Source organism: Ensifer sp. GW823-FHT05D09 (assembly GCF_058795755.1).
Window position 1 is genome coordinate 1 of sequence record NZ_JBXAIA010000006.1, and the last position, 23,082, is coordinate 23,082.

Below are 23,082 nucleotides of genomic sequence, written 5' to 3' on the forward strand. Positions count from 1 at the left end.
AACTGAAAATACAAAGGAAATTCATGAGGGAGTTATCAACAGGGCGAACGACATCCAAATCCTCTGCAGATTTCGGCGCTCACATCACCGAACACGGCAGAAAACGATGAGGGGTAGCCTGGGCGCTCTATCGCGGCTGCAGGATCTGGCCCACCGGCGCTGCCGCGAGCGGCCTTTCGCGGCTGAAATGGCCCCAGTTCTCCCGCACGATCTGCATCAGGAACTCGCGCACCGCACGCACCCGCGGCACGGCGACCAGATCGCGGTGGCAGATCATCCAGTAGGTGCGCTTCAGCTCGACCTCGTCGGGCAGTACGATCTCGATGTCCTTTTCGTCGCGCGCCATGAAATGCGGCAACACGCACAGACCCAGCCCCTGGCGCACGGCCTTCAACTGCGTGAGGATGCTCGAGCTCTGGAAATGCGCCCTGAGGCCCGGCTGGATCTCGCCGAGATAATCGAGCCCGGGCGCAAAAATCATGTCTTCGATGTAGCCGACGAAGCGATGGGCGGCGAGATCGTTGCGGCTCCTGATCGGCGGGTGGCTGGCAAGATAGCTGCGCGAGCCATAGACATGCAGCGTATAGGGCGTCAGCACCTCGGAGTGATAGGGACCGGCCTTCGGCGCGGTCAGCGCCACCGACAGGTCCGCCTCCTTGCGCGACAGCGACATGATCTGCTGGATCGCCACCAGTTCCAGCGAGATGTTCGGATAGGTCGCGGCAAAGCTCGACAGCCGATCCGACAGGAAGAAGTTGCCGAACCCTTCGAGCGTGCTCAGCCGCACCACGCCGCGCTGCGCCGTCAGACCGTCGCTGATGTCGAGCTGAAGCTGCTCGGTCTCGCGCTCGATGCGTTCGGCGGTCTCGACGAAGCGCTGGCCGATCGCCGTCAGCACGTAGCCGCGCGGATTGCGCTCGAACAGCTTGACCTTGAGGGCGAATTCCAGCCGGTCGATGCGCCGCGACACGGTCGCATGGCTGGTTCTGAGCCTTCGCGCCGCCGTCGACAGTTGCCCGGTGCGCGCGACCGCCAGAAAGAACTGCAGATCGTCCCAGGTGAAGTTCGGATTCATCTCGCTGCCCCCATCTGTTCGAAAATGAACAGACCCTGTTTGCAATTTACGGGCGACAGCGCTTGCATCCAAGCGGTTTTTTCCGGATTGTAACGCCGGAGCCGACATCTGAGGAGCATGTCTGGCCAAATTTGAACAGAACGGGACTGACGGTCCGGCAATGCCACGCGCTTTGCCGGAGCGACACGCCATTTCGTGTTGCCAGTCCCTGCCTGCTGACCCTTGGAGGAGGACACGATGACGAAGAAACTGCTCACCGCATTCGCCATGATGCTTGCCGGCAGCACGGCCGCATTCGCCGACGCATCCGACGGCAAGGTCAAGATCGGCATCCTGAACGACCAGTCCGGCGTCTATGCCGACTTCGGCGGCAAGTCTTCCTACGAGGCCGCGCTGATGGCGGTCGAGGACTTCGGCGGCAAGGTTCTGGGTGTTCCCGTGGAAGTGATTACCGCCGACCACCAGAACAAGGCCGACATCGCCTCCAACATCGCCCGGCAATGGTATGACACCGAGCAGGTCGACAGCATCATGGAGCTGACAAGCTCGTCTGTCGGCCTCGCCGTCCAGGCGCTGTCGAAGGAAAAGAAGAAGATCACCATCAACACCGGCGCTGCCACCACCGAACTCACCGGCAAGCAGTGCTCGCCCTATGGTTTCCACTGGGCCTATGACACCCATGCTCTGGCCGTCGGCACCGGCGGCGCGCTGGTCAAACAGGGCGGCGACAGCTGGTTCTTCCTGACCGCCGACTACGCCTTCGGCTATTCGCTCGAGGAAAACACCGGCAACTATGTCAAGGAAAACGGCGGCACCGTCGTCGGGTCCGTCCGCCATCCGCTGGCGACCACCGACTTCTCCTCGTTCCTGCTGCAGGCGCAGTCGTCGGGCGCCAAGGTGATCGGCCTTGCCAATGCCGGCCTCGACACTTCCAACGCCATCAAGCAGGCGGCCGAATTCGGCATCGTCCAGGGCGGCCAGCGCTTGGCGGCGCTCCTGTTCACGCTTGCCGAAGTCCACGGCCTCGGCCTCGAGGCGGCGCAAGGCCTGACGCTCACCGAAGGCTTCTACTGGAACCGCAACGAAGAAACGGCAAAGTTCGGCAAGCGCTTCATGGAGCGCACCGGCAAGATGCCGAACATGGTTCACGCCGGTACCTATTCGGCCGTGCTGTCCTATCTGAAGGCGATCGAGAAGGCCGGCAGCGATGACGGCGATGCCGTTTCCAAGGAACTGCGCGCGCTGCCCGTCAACGACGTCTTTGCCGAAAACGGCAAGGTCGCCGAGAACGGCCGGATGATCCATGACATGTACCTGCTGGAAGTGAAGAAGCCGGACGAAAGCAAGGAGCCCTGGGACTATTTCAAGGTGCTCGCCACCATCCCCGGTTCGGAAGCCTTCATCGATCCGGCCAAGAGCGGCTGCGACCTCGTGAAGTCGTGAGCGGTCGGATCGCGATGACCGCCGCCTTGCCACAACAGAATGGAGCGCCGCGGGTGGTTTTGTCCGCCCGCGGTCTCCGTCGCGATTTTGGCGGCTTTACCGCCGTCAACAACGTCGACCTCGACGTCCACCATGCCCGCGTGCATGCACTGATCGGCCCGAACGGCGCCGGCAAGACGACGGTCTTCAATCTCCTGACCAAGTTCCTGCAGCCGACCGGTGGTACGATCACGCTCTTGGGCGAAGACATCACCCGCATGGCGCCCGACAAGGTGGCGCGCATGGGCCTGGTGCGCTCGTTCCAGATCTCGGCGGTGTTTCCGCACATGAGCGTGCTCGACAATGTGCGCGTGGCGCTGCAGCGGCCGAACGGCCTTGCGACCCAGTTCTGGAAGCCGATGTCGGCACTCGACGGTCTCATCGCCAAGGCCGATCAACTGATCCGCTCCGTCGGCCTCGACAAGGAGAGGAATGCGGTCGCCGCCGATCTGTCCTATGGCCGCAAGCGGGTGCTTGAGATCGCCACGACCCTGGCGCTCGACCCGAAGGTGCTTTTGCTCGACGAGCCGATGGCCGGCATGGGCCACGAGGATGTGGGCATGGTCGCCGAGATCATCCGCGAAGTGGCGCGTGAACGCGCCGTGCTGATGGTCGAGCACAATCTCTCCGTCGTCTCGACGCTCTGCCATCACGTCACGGTGCTGCAACGCGGCGAGATCCTGGCCGAGGGCGACTACGCAAAAGTATCGGCCGATCCGCGGGTGCGCACCGCCTATATGGGCACCGAGGAGGCCTGAGATGAAACCACTTCTGAAAGTCTCCGGCCTCAACGCCTGGTACGGCGAAAGTCACATCCTTCACGGCGTCGACATGACCGTCGGCGAAGGCGAGATGGTCACCCTGCTCGGACGCAACGGCGTCGGCAAGACCACCACCCTGCGCTCGATCATGGGCATCGTCCGCAATCGCAAGGGAACGATCGATTTCGCCGGCGAAGACCTGATCAAGGTGCCGCTGCACCGGGTCGCCCACCGTGGCCTCGGCTTCATCCCCGAAGAGCGCGGCATCTTTTCGACGCTCTCCGTCTACGAAAACCTGCTGCTGCCACCGGCGGTCGCCAAGGGTGGCATGACCGTCGACGAAATCTTCGAGCTCTTTCCTAACCTGCACGAGCGCCGCAACAGCCCCGGCACCAAGCTTTCCGGCGGCGAGCAGCAGATGCTGGCGATCGCCCGGATCTTGAGAACCGGCGTGCGCATGATGCTGCTCGACGAACCGACCGAGGGCCTTGCCCCCGTCATCGTCCAGCGCATCGGCGACGTGCTGAAGACCTTGAAGGCGCGCGGCATGACCGTTCTGCTGGTCGAACAGAACTTTCGCTTCGCCAGCAAGGTTGCCGACCGTTTCTACCTGATGGACCATGGCCGCATGGTCGGCGAGTTTCCCGTTTCGGAACTCTCCGCCCGCATGGACATGCTGCACGATGTGCTGGGGGTCTGAGCCATGACCATGATTTTTGGAATTCCGCTGCAGGCCCTCCTGGGCCAACTGCTCATCGGCCTTATCAACGGCTCGTTCTATGCGCTCCTGAGCCTCGGCCTGGCGATCATCTTCGGCCTGTTGCGCGTCATCAACTTCGCCCATGGCGCGCAATACATGCTTGGCGCCTTCTTCGCCTGGTTGCTTTTGTCCTATTTCGGCATCGGCTACTGGCCGGCGCTCGTTATCGCACCGCTTGCCGTCGGCGTTGTCGGCGCGATCATCGAACGTACGATGTTGCGGCGGCTCTATACGCTCGATCCGCTCTACGGCCTGCTCTTCACCTTCGGCTTGGCGCTAACGATCGAAGGCACGTTCCGCTATCTCTATGGCGCCTCGGGCCAGCCCTATGCGACGCCGGCAGCCCTTGCCGGCGGCACCAATCTCGGCTTCATGTTCCTGCCCATCTATCGAGGCTGGGTGATCGCCTTCTCGCTCGTCGTGTGCATCGGCACCTGGCTTGTGATCGAGAAGACCAAGCTCGGCTCCTATCTGCGCGCCGCCACCGAAAACCCCATCCTCGTCCAGTCTTTCGGCATCAACGTGCCGTTCCTGCTGACGCTGACCTATGCGCTCGGCGCTGCCTTGGCCGCCCTTGCCGGCGTGCTTGCCGCCCCGATCTACCAGGTCTCGCCGTTGATGGGCTCCAACATCATCATCGTCGTCTTCGCCGTGGTGGTGGTCGGTGGCATGGGCTCGATCATGGGCGCGATCGTCACCGGCTACCTGCTTGGCGTCGCCGAGGGCCTGACCAAGGTGTTCTACCCCGAAGCCTCCAACATCGTGATCTTCGTGATCATGGCCATCGTTCTCCTGATACGGCCTGCAGGCCTCTTCGGCCGGGATGTTTGATATGACACTGACACTCGATATCGATAAGCCAAGCGAAAAGAAGCCGGTCGTCGTGCAGACGATTATCCTGGCGGCCGGTCTGGCGCTGCTGGTCCTCGCACCGTTGTTCTTCTATCCCGTCTTCCTGATGAAGCTTCTGTGCTTCGCACTGTTTGCCTGCGCCTTCAACCTGCTGCTCGGCTACACCGGCCTGCTCTCGTTCGGGCATGCGGCCTTCTTCGGCGGGGCCGCCTATTTCACCGCGCATGCGGTGAAGGAATGGGGGCTGCCGCCGGAACTCGGCATTCTGGTCGGTGTCGCCGGGGCGGCGTTTCTCGGCGCGATCATCGGTTATCTCGCCATTCGCCGGCAAGGCATCTATTTCGCCATGATCACGCTGGCGCTGGCGCAGATGTTTTACTTCTTCTGCCTGCAGGCCGAATTCACCAAGGGCGAGGACGGCATCCAGTCCGTGCCGCGCGGCCATCTCTTCGGCTTCATCGATCTCAGCCAGTCGACGAACATGTACTACTTCGTGCTGGGCGTGTTCATCATCGGCGTCGCCATCATCTGGCGGATCATCCATTCGCCCTTCGGCATGATCCTGAAATCGATCCGCGAGAACGAGACACGCGCCGTGTCGCTCGGCTATTCCGTGCGCAATTACAAGCTCGCCGCCTTCGTCATGTCGGCCGCCCTCACCGGCCTTGCCGGCGGCGTCAAGGCGCTGGTCTTCCAGTTCGCAACGCTGACTGATGTCAGCTGGCAGATGTCTGGCGAGGTCATCCTCATGACCCTGCTCGGCGGTATCGGCACGCTGATCGGACCGCTGTTCGGCGCCGGTCTGGTCGTGACCTTGCAGAACTATCTTGCCACCTCCGAATTCCCGGTCACCATCATCACCGGCCTGGTCTTCATGGTCTGCGTGCTTCTGTTCCGGCGCGGCATCGTTGGCGAGTTCTACAATTCAAGGCTGGGTCGCAAGCTCGGCTTTGAGCATCGGCACTAAGGCCCTCGGGCAAGCGAGCCGGCCCGGTCCCCGCCTTCGGCCGGACCGGGCATCGACAGGAAGAGTGAGCCCATGGACACGTTCGACTATATCGTCGTCGGAGCGGGCAGCGCCGGCTGCGTTCTGGCGAACCGCCTTTCCGAAAACCGGGACCGCCGCGTCCTGCTGCTCGAGGCCGGCGGCAGCGACAACTATCACTGGATCCACATCCCGGTCGGCTACCTCTATTGCATCAACAACCCCCGCACCGATTGGTGTTTCACCACAGCCGCCGAAGAGGGGCTGAATGGCCGGGCGCTCGGCTATCCACGCGGCAAGGTGCTCGGCGGCTGCTCGTCGATCAACGGCATGATCTATATGCGCGGCCAGGCGCGCGACTATGATCACTGGCGCCAGCTGGGCTGCACCGGTTGGGGCTGGGACGATGTCCTGCCGCATTTCCGCAAGTCGGAAGACCACTATCGCGGCGCCGATGAGATGCATGGCGCCGGCGGCGAATGGCGGGTGGAAAAGGCGCGTGTGCGCTGGGCGGTGCTCGACGCCTTCCAGAAGGCGGCGACCGAGGCCGGCATCCCGGAAACCGCCGATTTCAACCGCGGCAACAATGAGGGATCTGGCTATTTCGACGTCAACCAGCGCTCCGGCATCCGCTGGAACACCGCCAAGGCGTTTCTTCGGCCCGCCCGCAACCGGCGCAATCTCACTGTTCTGACGAAGGCGCATGTTCGCCGGCTGGTGATCGAGGAAGGGCGTATCGCCGGCGTCGAATTCCAGCACGACGGCGGGGTCAAGCGGGCGCGCTGTCGGCGCGAAACCGTTCTTTCCGCCGGCGCCATCGGCTCGCCGCAGATCCTGGAGCTCTCGGGCATCGGCCGCGGAGATGTCCTGCTGGACAACGGCGTCGAGGTCCGGCACGAGATGGCAGGCGTCGGCGAAAACCTGCAGGATCACCTGCAACTGCGCCTCGCCTATAAGGTGACCGGCGTGCCGACGTTGAACGAGAAGGCAAGCACATTGTTCGGCAAGGCGGCGATCGGCCTTGAATATCTGGCGAGGCGCTCCGGCCCGATGGCGATGGCACCGAGCCAGCTCGGCATCTTCACCCGGTCCGGCCCGGAGAAAGAAACACCGGACCTGCAATATCACGTCCAGCCGGTGTCGCTCGAAAAGTTCGGCGAGCCGGTTCATCCCTTCCCGGCGATCACCGCCAGCGTCTGCAATCTGCGGCCTGAAAGCCGAGGCTCGGTGCACCTGAAGGGACCGGATTTTGCCGCAGCGCCCGACATCCGCCCACGCTATCTGTCGACCGAGGCCGACCGCGATGTCGCGGTCCGTTCCATTCGCCTGACGCGCCGCATCGTCGCCCAACCATCCTTCAACTGTTTCAACCCGGTCGAGTTCAAGCCGGGGCCGTCCTATGAGAACGACGAGGATCTGCGTCGCGCCGCCGGCGATATCGGCACGACGATCTTCCATCCGGTCGGCACCTGCCGGATGGGCACGGACCCGGCAAGCGTCGTCGATCCGGAATTGCGCCTGCGCGGGCTGCAGGGCTTGAGGATTGCCGATGCCTCGATCATGCCGACGATCACCTCGGGCAACACCAATTCGCCGACGATCATGATTGCCGAGAAGGCAGCGGCGATGATCCTCGAATCCAACCGCTGAGGGCTTGTTCGGGCCGAATTCGCGGTCGCGATTACGGTAAAGCGGACCAAAAGCGACGCGAAAACCTTAAAATCCGGGACCGGAACCTCTATATGAACCAGCAACGGCCCTCATCGGGCCCAAGCACTATAAGGGGTTTGAATGGCAATGCAGCGTTTTGGACGAGCTCTGGCGATGATGGCGATTGGTCTCACGGTCGGGCTCACGGTTGTGGATGTCGCCGAGGCACGGCGCTCCGGCGGCGGCTTCGGCAGCCGCGGGACACGCACCTTTTCGCAGCCGCCCGTCACCCGCACCGCGCCGACCAACGCGGCACCGATCGACCGCTCGATGACGCCGCGCCAGGACGCCGGCCCGACGACGGCCACACCGGGCGCCGCCCAGACGCGTCCAGGCGCTGCCAACACGCCCAACGCTCGCCCCGGCTTCTTCAGCGGCTTCGGCGGCTCCCTTCTCGGCGGCCTCATGGTCGGCGGCCTCATCGGCATGCTGATGGGCGGTGGCTTCGGCGGTGCTGCCGGCTTCCTCGGCCTGATCGTGCAGATGCTCCTGATCGGCGGCGTGATCATGCTCGCCATGCGCTTCTTCGGCCGCAACCGTCAGCAGACGGCCTATGCCGGCCCGTCCGAGCGGTCGTCGGCCCAGTCGCCGTCGAGCGGCATGCCGTCGTTCAAGATCCCGAGCATCGGCGGTGGCCAGGCAAATGGGCAGGTGAACACCCGCCCGAACGTCGCACCGACACCGGCCGCCACAGCGGAAGGCCCGGCCGATGAAATCGGCATCGGCCAGTCGGACCTCGAACAGTTCGAGAAGATGCTGAAGGACGTCCAGGCGGCCTATGCTGCCGAGGACTACGGCACCCTGCGCCGCCTGACGACACCGGAAGCCATGTCCTACCTCGCCGAGGAACTGAGCGACAACGCCACCAGCGGCGTCAAGAACGACGTCACCGACGTCCATCTCGTGCAGGGCGATGTCGCCGAAGCCTGGTCGGAAAACGGCACCGACTTCGCGACGGTCGCGATGCGCTACGAGAGCATCGACGTGATGCGCGACCGTACGACCGGCAAGGTGATCAGCGGCGATCCGGACAATCTGACGGAAGCCGTCGAGCTTTGGACCTTCGTGCGCAAGGCCAACGGCGAATGGCAGGTCTCGGCGATCCAGGGCGTCGGACACGCATGACAAAATCAGCACGCTAAACCTTTGAGACCCGGCCGGCCCATCCGACCGGGTCTTTTTTTGACCTGCACGTACCGGCGACGGCGCGGGGGATATGCGGATCAGTCGGTCCCCGAGACAAGGGCGGCGAGCGCCACCCGCGTCAATGATCGGCAGTCGGCCCCACATCACCGAGAATGCGAGAGACAAGCCCCCGCAACCAGCGATGCCCGGGATCGCCATCGCGGCGCCGATGCCAGATCTGCTCGAAGTCGAACGGCGGAATGGCAAAGGGCGGCTCGAAAACGGCCAGGCCATGGCCATCCCCCTGCGGCAGGATACGGCGTGCCACGGTCAGGACGAGATCCGTCCCACGCACCAGGCCGGGCGCAACACTCCAGTGGGGGATAGCAAGACAGATGCGGCGCGACTTTCCTGTGATTGCCAGCGCAAGGTCGATCTCGTTGCCGACATCACCGCGCAACGACACCAGCACATGCGGTCGGGCGAGATAGTCGCCAAGGTCCATGGCCGGCAATCCGGCAAGCTGCGACGCATCTGCAAGGCAGGCAAAGCTTTCAGTGAACAGCAACGATGACCGGATACCTTCGCCGTGGGTCGGAAAGACGCCGAGCGCCAGATCGATCTCGCCTTCGGTGACCTGCGAGGCCATGACCTCGCGGCTCGCCTGACTGACGATCAGGTCGACGTGCGGCGCTTCGATCCGTAAGGTCGCCATCAGCTTCGGCAGCAGCACCGCCGCGCCATAGTCCGACATCGCCAGCCGGAACACATGCCGCTCCGTTGCCGGATCAAAACCTGCCGGCGTCAGCAACGACCGCATCCTGCCCATAGCGTCAGTGAGTTGCGGCGCGATTTCGAGCGCCCGCAGGGTCGGCTCCAACCGTCCGCCATGCCGCACCAGCAGGGGATCATCGAAAAGATGGCGCAGGCGCGCCAGTGCGTGGCTGACCGCAGGCTGGCTCTTGTTGAGGCGCAGGGCGGCACGCGACACGTGGCGCTCGGCCAGAAGGGCATCGAGCACGACGAGCAGGTTCAGGTCGATTCCGGCCAAACTATTCATATTGCGAATATAGACTGTGCAAGATCAGAATTTCCATTCCTGTTTCGAATGATGGAGCATCAAGCCGTCAAACAGATCGGAATATCGTCATGCCAAATGCTGGGTCCCTCCTCCTCATCCTCGCCGCCGTCTTCGCCGGAGCGGTCGTGCCGTTCCAGGCCGGCGCCAACGCCATGCTCGGCCGCCTCATCGGCCACCCCCTATGGGCCACTGTCGTTTCGCTCGGTGTCAGCCTCGCTCTCATCATTCCCATCATGATCGCATTCCGTGTGCCGATGCCAACGCTCGGCGAAACCATGAAGGGTCCCTGGTGGATCTGGATCGGCGGCGCGGCCGGCGTCATCTACATCACCGCCGCTCTGCTGCTCGCTCCGAAACTTGGCGCCGCCAGCTTCATCGTTGCCGTCATTGCCGGTCAGATGGCGGTCTCAATTGTCATTGACCACTTCGGCCTGATGGGCTTCCCGGAAAAACCTGCCAGTGTCGCCCGTCTGATCGGCGTTGCGCTGATCGTCGGCGGAATGGTGATCACGCAGCTTGCAAGCGCCCTACCGGCACTCGCAAGCCAGACCCGTTGATCGTGTACACCTGCCACCGTAATTCTTGCCGCTGTCGCCGCAATGATGCTAGTCAGTGCCCATGTCGAGCGAACCACACCTGATGGCGTGACGAGCCCCGCAAGGCGGGGCTTGTTGCAACGAGCCCAAAGTCGCCCGTGTCCCACGGGCTGGTTTCTGTTGTTCGATTGATCTCCTTCTCCTGAATTCGCTGCCCGCCAAAAGCGGTTGCCGCGATTGTCGGGAGCACGAGGCTATCGACTGCCAATCGGGCTCATCATGAATTCTCCATCTCTCTGGAAATCGGGCGCCTTCCGGCGCGTCGGCTTCGCTTTTGCCTTCTATTCATTCTGCTCCTGGATGTTGGTCGCGGCGCTGCCGCTTCTCGTCGCGCAACGGTTCGGCACCGGCGCAGAACTTGTCGGCAGCCTCGCGCTCAGGCTCGCGCCGCGCATTCTGTTCGCGCCGGTTGCCGCCGGGTTGATCCGACGCGCCGGTCCACACACAGCCGTTGGCACCGGGCTCATCGTCACTGCACTGTGCCTTGTCGTTGTCGCCGCCTTCGAGCACGCGGGTACGCTGCAGATCATGGTTCTGATCATGGGCCTCGCAGACACTGTTGTTGTCCCCGGCCTGTTGGCGCTGCGCGCCGCGGTCGTACCCGCCGGCCGCAACATGGAAGCAAACACCGCGTTTCAGACGATCGACCGGCTGGCCAAGATTTTCGGTCCGCCGGCCGCAGGCCTCGTGCTAACCATCGCGTCCCCTGCCCTGGCTTTTCCGGCACTTGCCATCGGCCACCTCTTGGCGGCAATTGCCCTTGGTTGGGGCAATGTGGCAGCAGGGCAAAAGCGGCTCGCGCCGGATCCGGCACACACAACCGGCCTTTTCCGGGTAGCGGCCGCAACGTTGCGCGAAAACCCGATACTCTTGGCGCTCGTTCTACCCGCTCTCGGCTACATGATCTCCCTCGGAGCGCTGCAACCCTTTCTCTTCTGGCTCAATCACGACCAGTTCGGGCTTGGTCCGTCCATGTGGACTGTGCTGTTGGCAGCGCAAGGGGCCGGCGCTGTTCTCGGCGCACTCGTCTCAAGCCACCTGGCGAGAACGTTGATCGGTACGCCGTCGCTGCTGACCGCCTATCTCGTCGCAAGTCTTCTTGAAGGGGTGACGACACTTGCGCTGGTTTTCGCCCCGAGCCATGCACTGGCGGCGGCGATGCTGATTGTCGGCGGCATCCCCGAAATGGTGGCCTTTGCCGCCTATTTCACGATCATCCAGCAGCGGCTGAGCCTCGAGCGCCAGGCGGTCTTCTATGCGCTGAGCCTGCCGTTGATGGACCTGTTCATGGTGGCGGGTGTCCTCACCGGAATATTGCACAGCGCCGGCTGGATGACGTTGCAACAATTCTGGTTCGCTGCCAGTGCCGGCGCCATACTTCCCGTTCTTCCGTTCCTGGTGTGGAGGCCGCGTGTCAAAACGACGCTCGAGGACCTAAGTCCCGACGCAGAAAGCAAGATTGCCGAAAAAAGTACGACCGGCGGCTGGCGCGACGGCCACCGCTAGGGCCATACTCTGCCGGGCTGAAATGAGGGGACTGGCATGCGGGACAAGTTGTTCATCGACGGAAAATGGGAAAAGCCGCGGCGCGGTGGGACGCTCGACGTGATCGATCCGGCGACCGAGGAGGTCATCCACCGCGCGCCGGCGGCCACCTATGACGACATCGACCGCGCCGTCAAAGCTGCCCGCATCGCCTTCGACAGTGGCCCATGGCCGAAGCTCACCGGCACCGAGCGGGCGGTCTATCTGCGGGCCATTGCCGAGAAGATCGAGGAACGACGCCATGCGCTGGCGCGTCTTGAGGTCACCGACAACGGCAAGCCGTTGCCGGAAGCGCTTTGGGATATCGACGATGCCGCCGGCTGCTTTCGCTATTATGCAGGCCTTGCCGAAGAACTCGACGCCAACCCCGAGGAAACGATCGCCGTCGGCGACAACCGCTTCACCGCTCGCGCCATTCGCGAGCCGCTCGGGATCGTCGGCGCAATCACGCCCTGGAACTATCCGTTGCTGATGGTCTCCTGGAAGGTGGCGCCGGCGCTTGCCGCCGGATGCACCATCGTGCTCAAGCCGTCGGAACTGACGCCGCTGACGGCTTTGGAACTCGGCGCCATTGCCGAGGAGATCGAGCTTCCGCCGGGTGTGCTCAACATCATCACCGGCACCGGGCAGGATGCCGGCCAGCCGCTGACCGAGCATCCGCTGGTCGACAAGCTCGCCTTCACCGGCTCGGTGCCAACAGGGCGAAAGGTAATGATGGCCGGCGCCCAGGACATCAAGAACATCAGCCTCGAGCTCGGCGGCAAGTCGCCCTTCGTGGTTTTTGCCGACAGCGATATCGATAGAGCCGTCGAATGGATCATGTTCGGTATCTTCTGGAACCAGGGGCAGGTCTGCTCGGCAACCTCGCGCGTGCTCGTCGAGGAGCCGATCTACGAGGCCGTCGTGAAGCGGCTCTGCGAAGAGGTGGCCAAGATCAAGATCGGCAATGGCCTCGACGACGGCACGCTGCTCGGGCCGATCGTTTCCAAGGGGCAGTATGACAAGATCCTGACCGCCATCGACCGCGCCCGCCAGGACGGCGCGACCATCGCGGCAGGCGGCGGCCGGCCGGCCGGCTTCAACAGCGGCTACTTCATCGAGCCGACGGTTCTGACCGACATGAGCGAAGACAGCTATGTCTGGCGCGAGGAAATCTTCGGGCCGGTCGTCTGCGTCAAGCCGTTTGCAGACGAAGCGGATGCGGTGCGCATGGCCAACGACAGTCGCTTCGGCCTTGCCGCAGCCGTCATGTCGGCAGACAAGGCACGCTGCGAACGTGTCGCCCGTGCGTTGCGCGCCGGCATCGTCTGGGTCAACTGCTCGCAACCGACCTTCACCGAGGCGCCCTGGGGCGGCTACAAACAGTCGGGCATCGGCCGCGAGCTCGGCCGCTGGGGCCTCTCCAACTACCTTGAGACCAAGCAGATCACCAGCTTCGACGCCGATGAGCCCTGGGGCTGGTACATCAAGGCATAGCGCGCCTCGCAAGCAGCGGCGCCGGCCACAGAGGGCGGCGTCAAATTCCCTTCATGCTGCTATGGAATAAGCCCAGGGACGGTCGCATCATGCCGCGGTGCGACCGGGTTGCGCGCTTGTGCGCTGGAGGGATGTGATGAACAGGTCAAATGGCGACTTCGACGGGCAGGACTGGCTGGAGGCGGAACTCGCCGATACGCTCGACGAAGACTACGAGCTCGAGCTTTCCGAGCCGGCGCTTTCGGAAGAGATCCGCAAGATCTACCGCAAGAGCCATCCGCCATCGCTGCCGCGCATCGACTATTTTCGCGCGCTGATCGCGCTTCAGTCCGAGCTGATCAAGCTGCAGGACTGGGTCGTGTACCACAAGGAGAAGGTCGTGGTGATCTTCGAGGGGCGCGATTCGGCCGGCAAGGGCGGCGTGATCAAGCGCATCACCCAGCGCCTCAATCCGCGTGTCGTCCGGGTCGCAGCCCTGCCCGCCCCGTCAGACCGTGAAAAGACGCAATGGTATTTCCAGCGCTACGTGCCGCATCTGCCGGCCGGCGGCGAGATCGTGCTGTTCGACCGCTCCTGGTACAACCGTTCCGGCGTCGAGCGCGTCATGGGCTTTGCGAGCGAAGACCAGGTCGAGCAATTCTTCAACGACGTTCCGGAATTCGAGCGCATGCTGGTGCGCTCCGGCATCCGGTTGGTCAAGTACTGGTTCTCGATCACCGACGAGGAGCAGCAGATGCGCTTCCTGGTGCGCATCCACGATCCGCTGAAGCAGTGGAAGCTGTCGCCGATGGACCTGCAGTCGCGCGTACGCTGGGAAGCCTACACCAAGGCCAAGGAAGAGACCTTCGCCAGGACCAACATTCCCGAGGCACCGTGGCACATCGTCGAAGGCAACGACAAGAAGCGGGCGCGGCTGAACTGTATGGATCACATGCTGCAGCAGATCCCCTATGAAGACGTGCCGCACGAGGAGATCACCCTGCCGGAGCGGGTGTTCAATCCGGATTATGAGCGCAAGGTTCTGCCGTCGGAACTTTACGTGCCATCAAAGTATTGAAGCCTCTGGGCGCGAGGCCGTATCTTTGCGACCTCGCGCCCTTGCCAACACTCCGCGGAAATCGGACAGTCCGTGAAACGACGGTTTCATGGAATTGGTAATGAGTCCCAAAGAGCGATCCTTCCTCACCCGCGTCCGCCAAGTGCTGCCGGAACTGCATCCGGCAGAGCGGCGCCTGGGAGACTTTCTCTGCGATTTTCCTGGAGAGGTCGCCAGCTACTCCGCCCAGGAGCTGGCGGCTCTGGCGCATGTGTCGAAGGCAACCGTGTCGCGGTTCATCCAGCGGCTCGGCTATGACAACTACGAGGAGGCGCGCCGCCACGCGCGCGCCGACAAGCAGACGGGATCGCGGCTGTTCCTGGCGACAAGCGCCGATACCGCCGGCGAACAATCCGTCACCGCCCATGTGGCCCAAGGCGTCGCCAACATCGAGGCGACGTTCCTGGCGATTTCCGAAACGCAGATCAACGCCGCGTCGGCAGCGCTGCTCAAGGCGCGAAAAGTCTGGGTCATCGGCTTTCGCGCCAGCCATTCTTTCGCCACCTATCTGCAATGGCAGCTGACCCAGGTGATCGAGAACATCGCGGCCATTCCCGGCGGCGGCCAGACGCTCGGGGAACATCTCGTCAGCTTCACGCCCGACGACGTGGTCATCGTCTTCGGCCTGCGCCGCCGCATCGCCCTGATGGACACGCTCCTCGGCCAAGTGGAAAGGTCCGGCGCACGCCTGCTCTACATCACTGACGAAGGCGTGCCCTTCCTCAGCCAGGCCGAGTGGCATTTCCGCTGCCAGACGCTCGCCCCTGGCCCTCTTTTCAACCACGTCTCCGTCATGGCGCTCTGCCATCTCCTGACAACGCGCTGCATCGAAACCGCCGGTGTCACCGGCCGGAACCGCCTGCGCGGCATCGAAGCGCTGAACGACGCGCTCGAAGAGTTGTGACCGTTGTTTAGGCACCTGCTTGAAACAGCAGTCCATTCTTCGATCAGGTGAAATCATAATTTCATCGATGCAATGCGAGCGAACAGAAGCTCATATATTTGATTATAAAAGCGAAACTGTGATTTCTTTTACTCTGGCACGAAATCTGCATTCCTCAATGGCATTGCTGTGAAGAAGAATTGTACTGGACGGTAGCAGCGCTCGTCAGGCGTGAAACGTCCGGTTCGTCGGCTCCAAAGCAAATTTCCAGTATGAAACCATGATTTCTTGATGTAACATCATGAAACTAAGTTTTCACGCCAGTTAAGCCATAAAGGGGAACAAACCATGGCAGCGGAAAATATGGTGCCTTCCGGCAAGTCTTCGCCGGTCATTCGACAGTTGGAATCAGCCTTCACCAAGATCGGCGTCACCGGCGCCCACAAGCAGATCATCGCCCTGGTCCTGATCGGCTGCCTGTTCGACAGCTTCGAGCAGAACACCATCGGCGTCGCCGGTCCCATCCTGAAGGAACATTGGGGCCTGACCGGCACCGACATCGGCTTCCTCAACACCATCACCTTCGGCAGCGCCGCTCTCGGCCGGTTGCTGTCGGGCATTCTCGGCGATCGCTACGGCCGCCGCGTGATGCTGACGATCAACCTCCTGCTCTTCACCATCGGCTCGGCCGCCTGCGCGCTCGCGCCGAATTTCACAGCGCTGTGCTTTGCCCGCGCCATCGTCGGCTTCGGTGTCGGCGGCGAGATCTCCACCGCCGTGACGATGCTGTCGGAATTCTGCTCGCCGAAATTCCGTGGCACCGCAGCCGGCCTCGTCAATGTCGGTGCCGGCGGCTTCGGCAATTTCCTGGCGCCGGCCTTCGGCCTTTTGATCTTCACGCTCTTCCCGGGTGAAAACAGCTGGCGCTGGTTGTTCGCAGCCTTGGCCCTGCCTGCGCTGCTGGTGGTCTTCTATCGCCGCTTCGTGCCGGAGACGCCGCGCTTCCTCGCCTCCCAAGGCAAGATCGACGAGGCCAACAAGGTGCTGTCGATTCTCGCCTCCGGGTCGCTGCGGCCGCGCAACCTCAAGGTCGAGGAGTACCTGACCAAGGAGCATCTCCAGGACGAAGCACCGGCCAAGAGCGACTGGAAGGAGCTCTTCCGCGCACCGTTCATCGGCCGGACCATTCCCGTCGCGATCGCCATCCTCATGAGCTACGGCGCGCAGCTGTCGGTGCTGACCTTGATGCCCATCATCTTCGTGTCGATGGGCTACACGCTGCAGGGCAGTCTGCTCTACAGCATGATCATCCAGAGCGGCAGCGTGCTCGGCGCCATCGCCGCCTCGATGTTCGGCTACTACTTCCCGCGCAAGAAGGTGCTGACAACAGGTGCTGTCTTTGCCTGCCTTGCAGCGATTTCGATCGCCTATCTCGGCACCAACATCTATCTCGTCCTGATGTTCGGAGCGATCTTCCAGTTCTTCGTGCTTTTGCTGAACACCTCGATCTGGATCTACGCGCCTGAGCTTTTCCCGACCCGCATCCGCGCCTTCGGCGTCGCGCTCATCCTGGCGACCGGATCGGCGGCTGGCTCCTTCGTGCCGACCATCTCCGGCATGCTGTTCGACACCTACGGCATGGTCGGGGTGTTCGGTCTGGCAGCCGGCATGTATGCGGTCTTCGCTTTCTGCATCCAGCTCGGCCCCGAGACCTATGGCATGTCGATGGAAGACCTGGACCAGCCGGCGGATGCCGACCTCGCCAAGGCTGAACCGAACAAGATCAATGTCGGCATGGAAGTTAGAACGTGACCGCGCATATCCTGTTGATCAACCCGAACAGCTCGCAGGCGACAAGCAGCATGATGCTCGCCATCGCCGAGCGGGCTGTCACCGGACGCTTGGCCGTGGCAGTCGCCACGGCCAAGCGGAACCCGCCGATGATCGTCACGCCGCAGCAATTGACCGCTGCGGCCGACGAGGTCATCGAGATCGGCGCGGCGCACGACGACAGTTGCCTCGGCATCATCGTCAGCGCCTTCGGCGACCCGGGTCTCGCCGACCTGAAAGCCGGGGTCGACATTCCGGTCGTCGGCATCTGCGAGGCCTCGATGATCGAGGCCGCGCGGGGCGGCCGCAAATTCGGCGTCGCAACCACGACGCCGGAGCTGATCGAGGCAATCGACGATCGTGCCCGCGACCTCGGCCTTGTCGGCCAGTACACCGGCATCCGCTGTACGCCGGGCGACCCGCTCGCCCTTGCCGGTGATGAAAAGCGATTGCGGGAAGCGCTCGGCGAAGCGGTGCGGCAATGCATCGAGCTCGACGGTGCCGAGGCCGTCATCATCGGCGGCGGCCCGCTCGGCCAGGCGGCAGAACAGTTGCAGCCGCATTTTGCGACGCCGATCATCGCACCCATCCCCTGCGCGGTGGAGCGCGTGCTCGACCTGATGCGGGTCAACGCCTGACCCGCAATTTCAGCGTACTCTATCTGGCTCCGGCTCCAAGCGACGCCCCCTCGTAAAAGCTCGGGCTCTGCCCCAACCGGCAATTGACCTTGTTGCCGGCAAGGACTCTGTGATATTTTCGAGTGTCCTTACATGCAAAACCGAAGCTGGGGCGGAGGTGGCGCAATGAACTATCTGTGTGCTTCTGTCGCCGGGCTGGCGTTCTTCACCTCGGCGGCATTTGCAGGTCCCTTGCATGACGCGGCAAGAGACGGCGACATCGGGCGCGTCACACTGTTGCTGGATCAGGGAACCGACATCACCGAGCCGGATATGGCCGGTGAACCCGCTTTGCTGGTCGCATCCCTTGCCGGACGACCGCAAGTGGTCGCTCTGCTGCTCGACCGCGGCTGCGACATCGAGATCCGCAACAAGGGTGGGCTGACCGCCCTGCACGCGGCCGCCTATGGCGGTAATCTCGACACCGTCAAATTGCTCGTCGCCAAGGGCGCCGACGTCAACGACAGCAAGAACTTCTACCATATGTCGCCTCTGCACGCGGCAGCCGAGGAAGGCCACGCCGACGTCGTGGCAGTGCTGCTGGCACAAAAGGCCGAGATCGAGGCGAAGGAACGCAACGGCTATACACCGCTGACACAGGCCGGCTGGCGTTCGCACTGGGACGCAGCCGAGCTTCTGCTCAAAGCCGGCGCCACCTGCCAGAAGGCCGAGCTCGTCGGCGACTGGCTCTACACCGAATGCACCAAGCGGAAGTGATGCCTGAGCGCGCGCCAACCGCATCCGGAAATCGGAGAAGAGGAATGTCATACCATCGATACGCTTGCGCCTTCGGTCTCGCGACCACGGCGTTTCTCGCCTTGTCCGCGCCAACGATGGCGGAAGATCTGGTCAATACCGGCTATTTCGGTGATGTCGCCATCAAGGGCTACGACCCGGTCGCCTATTTCACCGAAAGCAAGGCGCTGGAAGGCTCGCCGCAGATTTCCTATCGCTGGCTCGGGGCGAACTGGCAGTTTGCCAGCGCCGAAAACCGCGAGCTGTTCATCCGCGAACCCACCCGATACGCTCCACAATATGGCGGCTACTGTGCCGATGGCGTCTCGTTCGGAACGGTGACCACCAACATCGATCCAAAGGCCTGGCGGATCATCGAGGGCAAGCTGTTCCTGAGCTATGATCCGGGTGCAGCGGAAGGTTTTGAGAAGAACCCGAACAAGCTGGTCGATTCCAAGAAACACTGGTCCGAAGTGGAAAACACGCTTGTTTCGGAAAAGCTTGGTACCACCTGGCAGAAGGCGCGCTAAGACTTTTCCATTCCAACCGCCGTCATTGCTCGATCGAGAAAAACTTCAGCGCCTGCGGCGTCACATGAATGAAGTCGGCACTGCGTTCGCCCTTGGCCGTGTTGCGATAGACATAGCCGCAGACCATGCGGTCGAGGAAATAACCGTCAAACCTCTCGCAGAGTTGATTGCCCTTCACCTCGATGCGGCCGGTGATGTTGGTGTTGGCACTGCGATAGGCGGTGTTACCCGCCTTGTCGAAGAACTGCATGAAACTGGTGCCGTTCTTGTGCTGCCCGCTCCAGGTCTTGTCGCTGATAAGCGCACCGAGTTGCGCAGGTCCCAGCCGGTCGGCGGCCGCTCCGACGAAACCGAAGGGCCACTCCGGAATGCCGGCGGTGCGCAGACCATAGAGGTGGCGGTTCAAGTCCTCCTCGCGCCAGTAATCATAGAGATAGCCGTAATAGGTGAGATTGGTGTCGGGAAAGAGTTTTAGCAGCGCCTCCCCTTCCGCAACCGCGCGGGCCCGATCGCCGCGCTGCGCATAGGCGGACGCCAGATATTCACGGGCAGCCTCGGCATTGGGCAGGGACTCGCCTGCGACCTCGATGAGCGGAATCGCCCGGTCGATATCCCGCGCTGTGTAGTAGACGATGCCCGCCAGCAGCCGAAGACTGGCGGATGGCGACGGATCGAGCCGAAGTGCCCGCTCCAGATCGGCGATCGCCTGCTGATGATCTCCCGTCTGGGCCAGGATCAGCGCCTGATTGGCATAGGCTTCGGGATCGCTCGGTTGGGCTGCGACCGCCCTTGCCGCCGATTGCCGCGCTTCCGTCTCGCGGCCGTCGACGAGCTGCAGCAATGCCAGCACCGTGTGGGCGCGCGCATTGTTGGCGTCGAGCTTCAGGGCCTGGCCGGCAGCGTCATAGGCGATCTTGCGGGCGACGGCCGCCGACCAGAGAGAGTTGTAGTCGTTGCGCCAGACATCGACGGCGACGCGCGCGATCCCGGCATGGGCATCGGCGAATTGCGGATCGAGGTCTATCGCCTTCTGATAGAAGGCCAGGGTCTGACGATAGGTGTCGACATCGCTGTAGATCAGCCCCTGCTGCTCGGCGCGCATGTAATAGTCGTAGGCTTCGAGATTGTCGGTCGGAATGCGGGCAAGCTGGTCGCGCTCTCCTTCGCTGAGCTTGACCTCGAGCGCCGCGATGATCTTACCGATGACATCATCCTGCACGGCGAAGAGATCGGCATATTGCCGGTCGTAGCGCTCCGCCCAAAGCGACAGGCCGCTCATCGCATCGATCAGCTTGACGTTGATGCGCAACCTTTGGTCCGCCCGCTGCAGCGTGCCTTCGAGAATGTAGTGAACGCCCAGTTCCGCCGCCACGTCCTGGATTTTCGAAGCGCTGTCCTTCATCGCAAAGACGGAATGGCGGGCAATCACGAACAGTCCGGAGACTTTCGACAGCTCGGTGATCAGGTCGTCGGTTAGTCCTTCGGCCAGATGGTCATGATCCCGGTCGCCGCTGACATTGATGAAAGGCAGGACGGCGACGGATGGCTGGTCGGGCAAGGGATAGGCAATGCGCTCCGTCGAGGTCTCCGGCAGAATGAGCGTCCACGGCTGCCACCAGGCGGCAGCAAGTGCGAGGATCAGCATGAGGCCACCAGCAATGAGGATGCTTTTTCGTGCGGGATGGTGTGTCGTCGCCTTGACGATGGTCTTGCCGACATCATCAGGATCGAGAAGCACGCGGTACACGCGAATGGGCTCGGCAATGCCCCTCACCGTCTGCTCGCCAAGCGAGGCAAAGCCGACGGAAATCTTCGATCGCACCTGATCATAGGCGGTGCCGGAAATGGCTATGCCGCCGGGCTCAGCGAGCCCTTGCAACCGATCGGCCGTATTGACGCCATCGCCGTGAATGTCGTCGCCTTCGACAATGATATCGCCGAGATTGATGCCGATGCGGAAATCGAGACGGCGATCGGCTGCGACCTTGTCGGCCTGCTCGGCCTTGCGTTGCTGGATTTCCACCGCGCAGCGAAGCGCATCGACCACACTGCGAAACTCCACCAGCAGGCCGTCGCCCATCGTCTTGACCAGTCGTCCGTGGTGTTCGGCAAACTGCGGCTCCAGAATGTCGTGCAGGTCACTCTGGAATCGGGCGCGCGTTCCCTCCTCGTCGAGCCGGCTCAGGCGAGTGTATCCGGCGACGTCGGCGATCAGGACGGCTGCGAGGCGGCGCTCCATCGACGGTCTCTTTACCTACGATGTATTCCACGGGCGATGTTACCGCAGGTCGTCAGGCGCCGCCATCGAGTCGACAGCCATGATGGTGGCGCCGTCGTAACTGTTACGTACTTGCGGTTTTCCGCCGGTCGCTCAGCATCGAGATCGTCTTGGTTCCGCACGGCTTTACGGGTGCCGTCGACTGCCTGCGCCACACGCATTCATCTGGAGGACTTCGCATGCTCGGACGACGAACCCTTCTGATCTATGGCGCGCTTGCTGCCACGCTGCCCCCGTTGACGGCCCTGCGTGCCGTTGCCGCCGATGTGGCGCTCAAACCAGACGAAGCACGGGCAATCGCCAAGGAAGCGACGATCTACGGTTTTCCGCTGGTCGACAATTACCGCGTCCAGCATTCCTATTTCGTCGACACCGGAGGACCGGAGTTCAAGGCCCCCTGGAACGAACTCGTCAACAATGCACGGGTCTATACGCCGGACGACAAGGCGATCCAGACCCCGAACTCCGATACGCCCTACTCCTATGTCGGCGCTGATCTGAGAGCCGAGCCCCTGGTGTTCACCGTGCCGGCGATCGAGAAGGAGCGTTACTACTCGCTGCAGTTCATCGACCTCTACACCTTCAACTTCGCCTATATCGGCAGCCGCGCCACGGGCAACGAGGCAGGCAGCTACCTGCTTGCGGGGCCGAATTGGAAAGGCGAAACGCCGCCCGGCATCAAGGCCGTTATCCGCTCGGAAACGGAATTCGCCTTCGTGCTTTACCGCACGCAGCTCTTCAACCCCGGTGACATCGAAAACGTCAAGAAGATCCAGGCCGGCTATCGGGTCGAGCCGCTGTCGAAATTTCTCGGCCAGCCGGCACCGGCCCCGGTCCCTGTCATCGACTTCATCGCGCCCTTGAGCGCGGCCGACGAAAAGACATCGCCCGATTTCTTCAAAGTGCTCGACTTCATCCTGCAGTTCTGCCCCACGCACCCGTCCGAGACGGCGCTGATGCAGCGTTTCGCCGACTTGAATATCGGCGGAGGCAAGACATTCGACCTCGATGCCTTCCCGCCGGATGTCCAGAAAGCGATCACCGACGGCATGGCGGATGCCTGGGCCGCGTTCAAGGAACACAAGGAGACGATGATCGACACCGGCAAGGCGTCGAGCGCCGATGCATTCGGCACCCGCGAATTCCTGAAGAATGATTACATGCAGCGCATGTCGGGCGCAGTGCTAGGCATCTACGGCAACTCGAAAGACGAAGCCCTTTACCCCGCCTATTTTACCGATGACCAGCAAAAGCCGCTCTCCGGCGCAAGCAGGTACGCCCTGCGTTTCGAGCCCGGCCAACTGCCACCTGTCAACGCCTTCTGGTCGCTGACGCTCTACCAGCTGCCGGAAAGCCTGCTCTACGCCAACCCGCTCGATCGCTATCTCATCAATTCGCCGATGCTCCCGAGCCTCAAGCAAGACGCCGACGGCGGCATGACCCTTCATGTCCAGAACGAGAGCCCGGGCGCTGATCGGGAAAGCAATTGGCTGCCCGCACCGAAGGGACCATTCTTCGTAGTCATGCGGCTCTATTGGCCCAAGCCCGATGCGCTCGACGGCAAATGGAAAGCCCCACCCCTGCAACACGTCAACTGAACATTGA

The 23,082-nt window shown here is 62.7% G+C and carries 20 protein-coding genes; 17 read left to right on the forward strand and 3 right to left on the reverse strand.

Features of this window, described 5'->3' with window-relative positions; translation table 11 throughout:
- Nucleotides 1-127: 127 nt before the first annotated feature.
- Nucleotides 128-1,075 carry a LysR family transcriptional regulator gene (locus AC1Q80_RS17765; protein WP_173418170.1) on the reverse strand — a complete coding sequence of 316 codons (948 nt, stop codon included), beginning with the start codon at nucleotides 1,073-1,075 and terminating at the stop codon, nucleotides 128-130.
- A gap of 237 nt (nucleotides 1,076-1,312) precedes the next feature.
- On the opposite strand from AC1Q80_RS17765, the gene AC1Q80_RS17770 reads away from it, so the two are divergent.
- The 7 genes from AC1Q80_RS17770 to AC1Q80_RS17800 all read left to right on the forward strand — a co-directional run bounded on the left by AC1Q80_RS17770 (nucleotide 1,313) and on the right by AC1Q80_RS17800 (nucleotide 8,750).
- Complete coding sequence (locus AC1Q80_RS17770; protein WP_173418171.1) at nucleotides 1,313-2,518, forward strand: ABC transporter substrate-binding protein; 1,206 nt, start codon at nucleotides 1,313-1,315, stop codon at nucleotides 2,516-2,518.
- Nucleotides 2,519-2,532: 14 nt separating this feature from the next.
- Entirely contained in the window at nucleotides 2,533-3,315 is a 783-nt protein-coding gene (locus AC1Q80_RS17775) for an ABC transporter ATP-binding protein (protein ID WP_492361336.1), read from the forward strand.
- A gap of 1 nt (nucleotide 3,316) precedes the next feature.
- Nucleotides 3,317-4,018 (forward strand): ABC transporter ATP-binding protein, encoded by a 702-nt coding sequence (locus AC1Q80_RS17780; protein ID WP_492361337.1) that lies wholly within the window; start codon nucleotides 3,317-3,319, stop codon nucleotides 4,016-4,018.
- Nucleotides 4,019-4,021: 3 nt separating this feature from the next.
- A complete protein-coding gene (locus tag AC1Q80_RS17785) occupies nucleotides 4,022-4,909 on the forward strand; it encodes a branched-chain amino acid ABC transporter permease (protein WP_173418174.1) in 888 nt (295 codons plus the stop codon).
- Nucleotides 4,902-5,897 (forward strand): branched-chain amino acid ABC transporter permease, encoded by a 996-nt coding sequence (locus AC1Q80_RS17790; RefSeq protein ID WP_492361338.1) that lies wholly within the window; start codon nucleotides 4,902-4,904, stop codon nucleotides 5,895-5,897. The genes AC1Q80_RS17785 and AC1Q80_RS17790 overlap by 8 nt, the downstream gene beginning before the upstream one ends.
- A 72-nt stretch (nucleotides 5,898-5,969) precedes the next feature.
- On the forward strand, nucleotides 5,970-7,565 hold the full coding sequence (locus tag AC1Q80_RS17795; protein WP_492361339.1) for a GMC family oxidoreductase: 1,596 nt from the start codon (nucleotides 5,970-5,972) through the stop codon (nucleotides 7,563-7,565).
- Between the two features lie 141 nt (nucleotides 7,566-7,706).
- A complete protein-coding gene (locus AC1Q80_RS17800; RefSeq protein ID WP_492361340.1) occupies nucleotides 7,707-8,750 on the forward strand; it encodes a Tim44 domain-containing protein in 1,044 nt (347 codons plus the stop codon).
- Between the two features lie 139 nt (nucleotides 8,751-8,889).
- On the opposite strand, the gene AC1Q80_RS17805 is transcribed toward AC1Q80_RS17800, so the two are convergent.
- Nucleotides 8,890-9,810 carry a LysR family transcriptional regulator gene (locus AC1Q80_RS17805; protein ID WP_492361341.1) on the reverse strand — a complete coding sequence of 307 codons (921 nt, stop codon included), beginning with the start codon at nucleotides 9,808-9,810 and terminating at the stop codon, nucleotides 8,890-8,892.
- A gap of 89 nt (nucleotides 9,811-9,899) precedes the next feature.
- Between AC1Q80_RS17805 and AC1Q80_RS17810 the strand changes: the two genes are divergently transcribed.
- The 9 genes from AC1Q80_RS17810 to AC1Q80_RS17850 all read left to right on the forward strand — a co-directional run bounded on the left by AC1Q80_RS17810 (nucleotide 9,900) and on the right by AC1Q80_RS17850 (nucleotide 19,199).
- On the forward strand, nucleotides 9,900-10,388 hold the full coding sequence (locus tag AC1Q80_RS17810; protein ID WP_209790581.1) for a DMT family transporter: 489 nt from the start codon (nucleotides 9,900-9,902) through the stop codon (nucleotides 10,386-10,388).
- Nucleotides 10,389-10,646: 258 nt separating this feature from the next.
- Complete coding sequence (locus tag AC1Q80_RS17815) at nucleotides 10,647-11,933, forward strand: MFS transporter (RefSeq protein WP_492361342.1); 1,287 nt, start codon at nucleotides 10,647-10,649, stop codon at nucleotides 11,931-11,933.
- A gap of 36 nt (nucleotides 11,934-11,969) precedes the next feature.
- Nucleotides 11,970-13,448: an aldehyde dehydrogenase family protein gene (locus AC1Q80_RS17820; protein WP_209790579.1), complete on the forward strand. Its 1,479-nt coding sequence runs from the start codon at nucleotides 11,970-11,972 to the stop codon at nucleotides 13,446-13,448.
- A gap of 136 nt (nucleotides 13,449-13,584) precedes the next feature.
- Nucleotides 13,585-14,505, forward strand: coding sequence for a polyphosphate kinase 2 (gene ppk2 / locus AC1Q80_RS17825; protein WP_492361343.1), 921 nt, complete (start codon nucleotides 13,585-13,587; stop codon nucleotides 14,503-14,505).
- Nucleotides 14,506-14,605: 100 nt separating this feature from the next.
- Nucleotides 14,606-15,448, forward strand: a complete 843-nt coding sequence (locus AC1Q80_RS17830; RefSeq protein ID WP_173418182.1) for a MurR/RpiR family transcriptional regulator — start codon at nucleotides 14,606-14,608, stop codon at nucleotides 15,446-15,448.
- 327 nt (nucleotides 15,449-15,775) lie between these two features.
- Complete coding sequence (locus AC1Q80_RS17835) at nucleotides 15,776-17,239, forward strand: MFS transporter (RefSeq protein ID WP_173418183.1); 1,464 nt, start codon at nucleotides 15,776-15,778, stop codon at nucleotides 17,237-17,239.
- Nucleotides 17,236-17,895 (forward strand): aspartate/glutamate racemase family protein, encoded by a 660-nt coding sequence (locus tag AC1Q80_RS17840; protein ID WP_209790577.1) that lies wholly within the window; start codon nucleotides 17,236-17,238, stop codon nucleotides 17,893-17,895. The genes AC1Q80_RS17835 and AC1Q80_RS17840 overlap by 4 nt, the downstream gene beginning before the upstream one ends.
- A 165-nt stretch (nucleotides 17,896-18,060) precedes the next feature.
- Nucleotides 18,061-18,651, forward strand: coding sequence for an ankyrin repeat domain-containing protein (locus AC1Q80_RS17845; RefSeq protein WP_492361344.1), 591 nt, complete (start codon nucleotides 18,061-18,063; stop codon nucleotides 18,649-18,651).
- Between the two features lie 44 nt (nucleotides 18,652-18,695).
- Nucleotides 18,696-19,199, forward strand: coding sequence for a YHS domain-containing (seleno)protein (locus tag AC1Q80_RS17850; RefSeq protein WP_412728366.1), 504 nt, complete (start codon nucleotides 18,696-18,698; stop codon nucleotides 19,197-19,199).
- Between the two features lie 22 nt (nucleotides 19,200-19,221).
- Here AC1Q80_RS17850 and AC1Q80_RS17855 read toward each other — a convergent pair whose 3' ends face one another.
- Entirely contained in the window at nucleotides 19,222-21,438 is a 2,217-nt protein-coding gene (locus AC1Q80_RS17855) for an adenylate/guanylate cyclase domain-containing protein (RefSeq protein WP_492361345.1), read from the reverse strand.
- Nucleotides 21,439-21,656: 218 nt separating this feature from the next.
- On the opposite strand from AC1Q80_RS17855, the gene AC1Q80_RS17860 reads away from it, so the two are divergent.
- Complete coding sequence (locus tag AC1Q80_RS17860; protein WP_492361346.1) at nucleotides 21,657-23,075, forward strand: DUF1254 domain-containing protein; 1,419 nt, start codon at nucleotides 21,657-21,659, stop codon at nucleotides 23,073-23,075.
- Nucleotides 23,076-23,082 lie beyond the last annotated feature (7 nt).

Excerpts from the sequence above, each read along its gene's own strand:
- AC1Q80_RS17765 (WP_173418170.1), bottom strand. The coding sequence starts at position 1,075 with ATGAATCCGAACTTCACCTGGGACGATCTGCAGTTCTTTCTGGCGGTC.
- AC1Q80_RS17770 (WP_173418171.1), top strand. The coding sequence starts at position 1,313 with ATGACGAAGAAACTGCTCACCGCATTCGCCATGATGCTTGCCGGCAGC.
- AC1Q80_RS17775 (WP_492361336.1), top strand. The coding sequence starts at position 2,533 with ATGACCGCCGCCTTGCCACAACAGAATGGAGCGCCGCGGGTGGTTTTG.
- AC1Q80_RS17780 (WP_492361337.1), top strand. The coding sequence starts at position 3,317 with ATGAAACCACTTCTGAAAGTCTCCGGCCTCAACGCCTGGTACGGCGAA.
- AC1Q80_RS17785 (WP_173418174.1), top strand. The coding sequence starts at position 4,022 with ATGACCATGATTTTTGGAATTCCGCTGCAGGCCCTCCTGGGCCAACTG.
- AC1Q80_RS17790 (WP_492361338.1), top strand. The coding sequence starts at position 4,902 with ATGTTTGATATGACACTGACACTCGATATCGATAAGCCAAGCGAAAAG.
- AC1Q80_RS17795 (WP_492361339.1), top strand. The coding sequence starts at position 5,970 with ATGGACACGTTCGACTATATCGTCGTCGGAGCGGGCAGCGCCGGCTGC.
- AC1Q80_RS17800 (WP_492361340.1), top strand. The coding sequence starts at position 7,707 with ATGGCAATGCAGCGTTTTGGACGAGCTCTGGCGATGATGGCGATTGGT.
- AC1Q80_RS17805 (WP_492361341.1), bottom strand. The coding sequence starts at position 9,810 with ATGAATAGTTTGGCCGGAATCGACCTGAACCTGCTCGTCGTGCTCGAT.
- AC1Q80_RS17810 (WP_209790581.1), top strand. The coding sequence starts at position 9,900 with ATGCCAAATGCTGGGTCCCTCCTCCTCATCCTCGCCGCCGTCTTCGCC.
- AC1Q80_RS17815 (WP_492361342.1), top strand. The coding sequence starts at position 10,647 with ATGAATTCTCCATCTCTCTGGAAATCGGGCGCCTTCCGGCGCGTCGGC.
- AC1Q80_RS17820 (WP_209790579.1), top strand. The coding sequence starts at position 11,970 with ATGCGGGACAAGTTGTTCATCGACGGAAAATGGGAAAAGCCGCGGCGC.
- ppk2 (WP_492361343.1), top strand. The coding sequence starts at position 13,585 with ATGAACAGGTCAAATGGCGACTTCGACGGGCAGGACTGGCTGGAGGCG.
- AC1Q80_RS17830 (WP_173418182.1), top strand. The coding sequence starts at position 14,606 with ATGAGTCCCAAAGAGCGATCCTTCCTCACCCGCGTCCGCCAAGTGCTG.
- AC1Q80_RS17835 (WP_173418183.1), top strand. The coding sequence starts at position 15,776 with ATGGCAGCGGAAAATATGGTGCCTTCCGGCAAGTCTTCGCCGGTCATT.
- AC1Q80_RS17845 (WP_492361344.1), top strand. The coding sequence starts at position 18,061 with ATGAACTATCTGTGTGCTTCTGTCGCCGGGCTGGCGTTCTTCACCTCG.
- AC1Q80_RS17850 (WP_412728366.1), top strand. The coding sequence starts at position 18,696 with ATGTCATACCATCGATACGCTTGCGCCTTCGGTCTCGCGACCACGGCG.
- AC1Q80_RS17855 (WP_492361345.1), bottom strand. The coding sequence starts at position 21,438 with ATGGAGCGCCGCCTCGCAGCCGTCCTGATCGCCGACGTCGCCGGATAC.
- AC1Q80_RS17860 (WP_492361346.1), top strand. The coding sequence starts at position 21,657 with ATGCTCGGACGACGAACCCTTCTGATCTATGGCGCGCTTGCTGCCACG.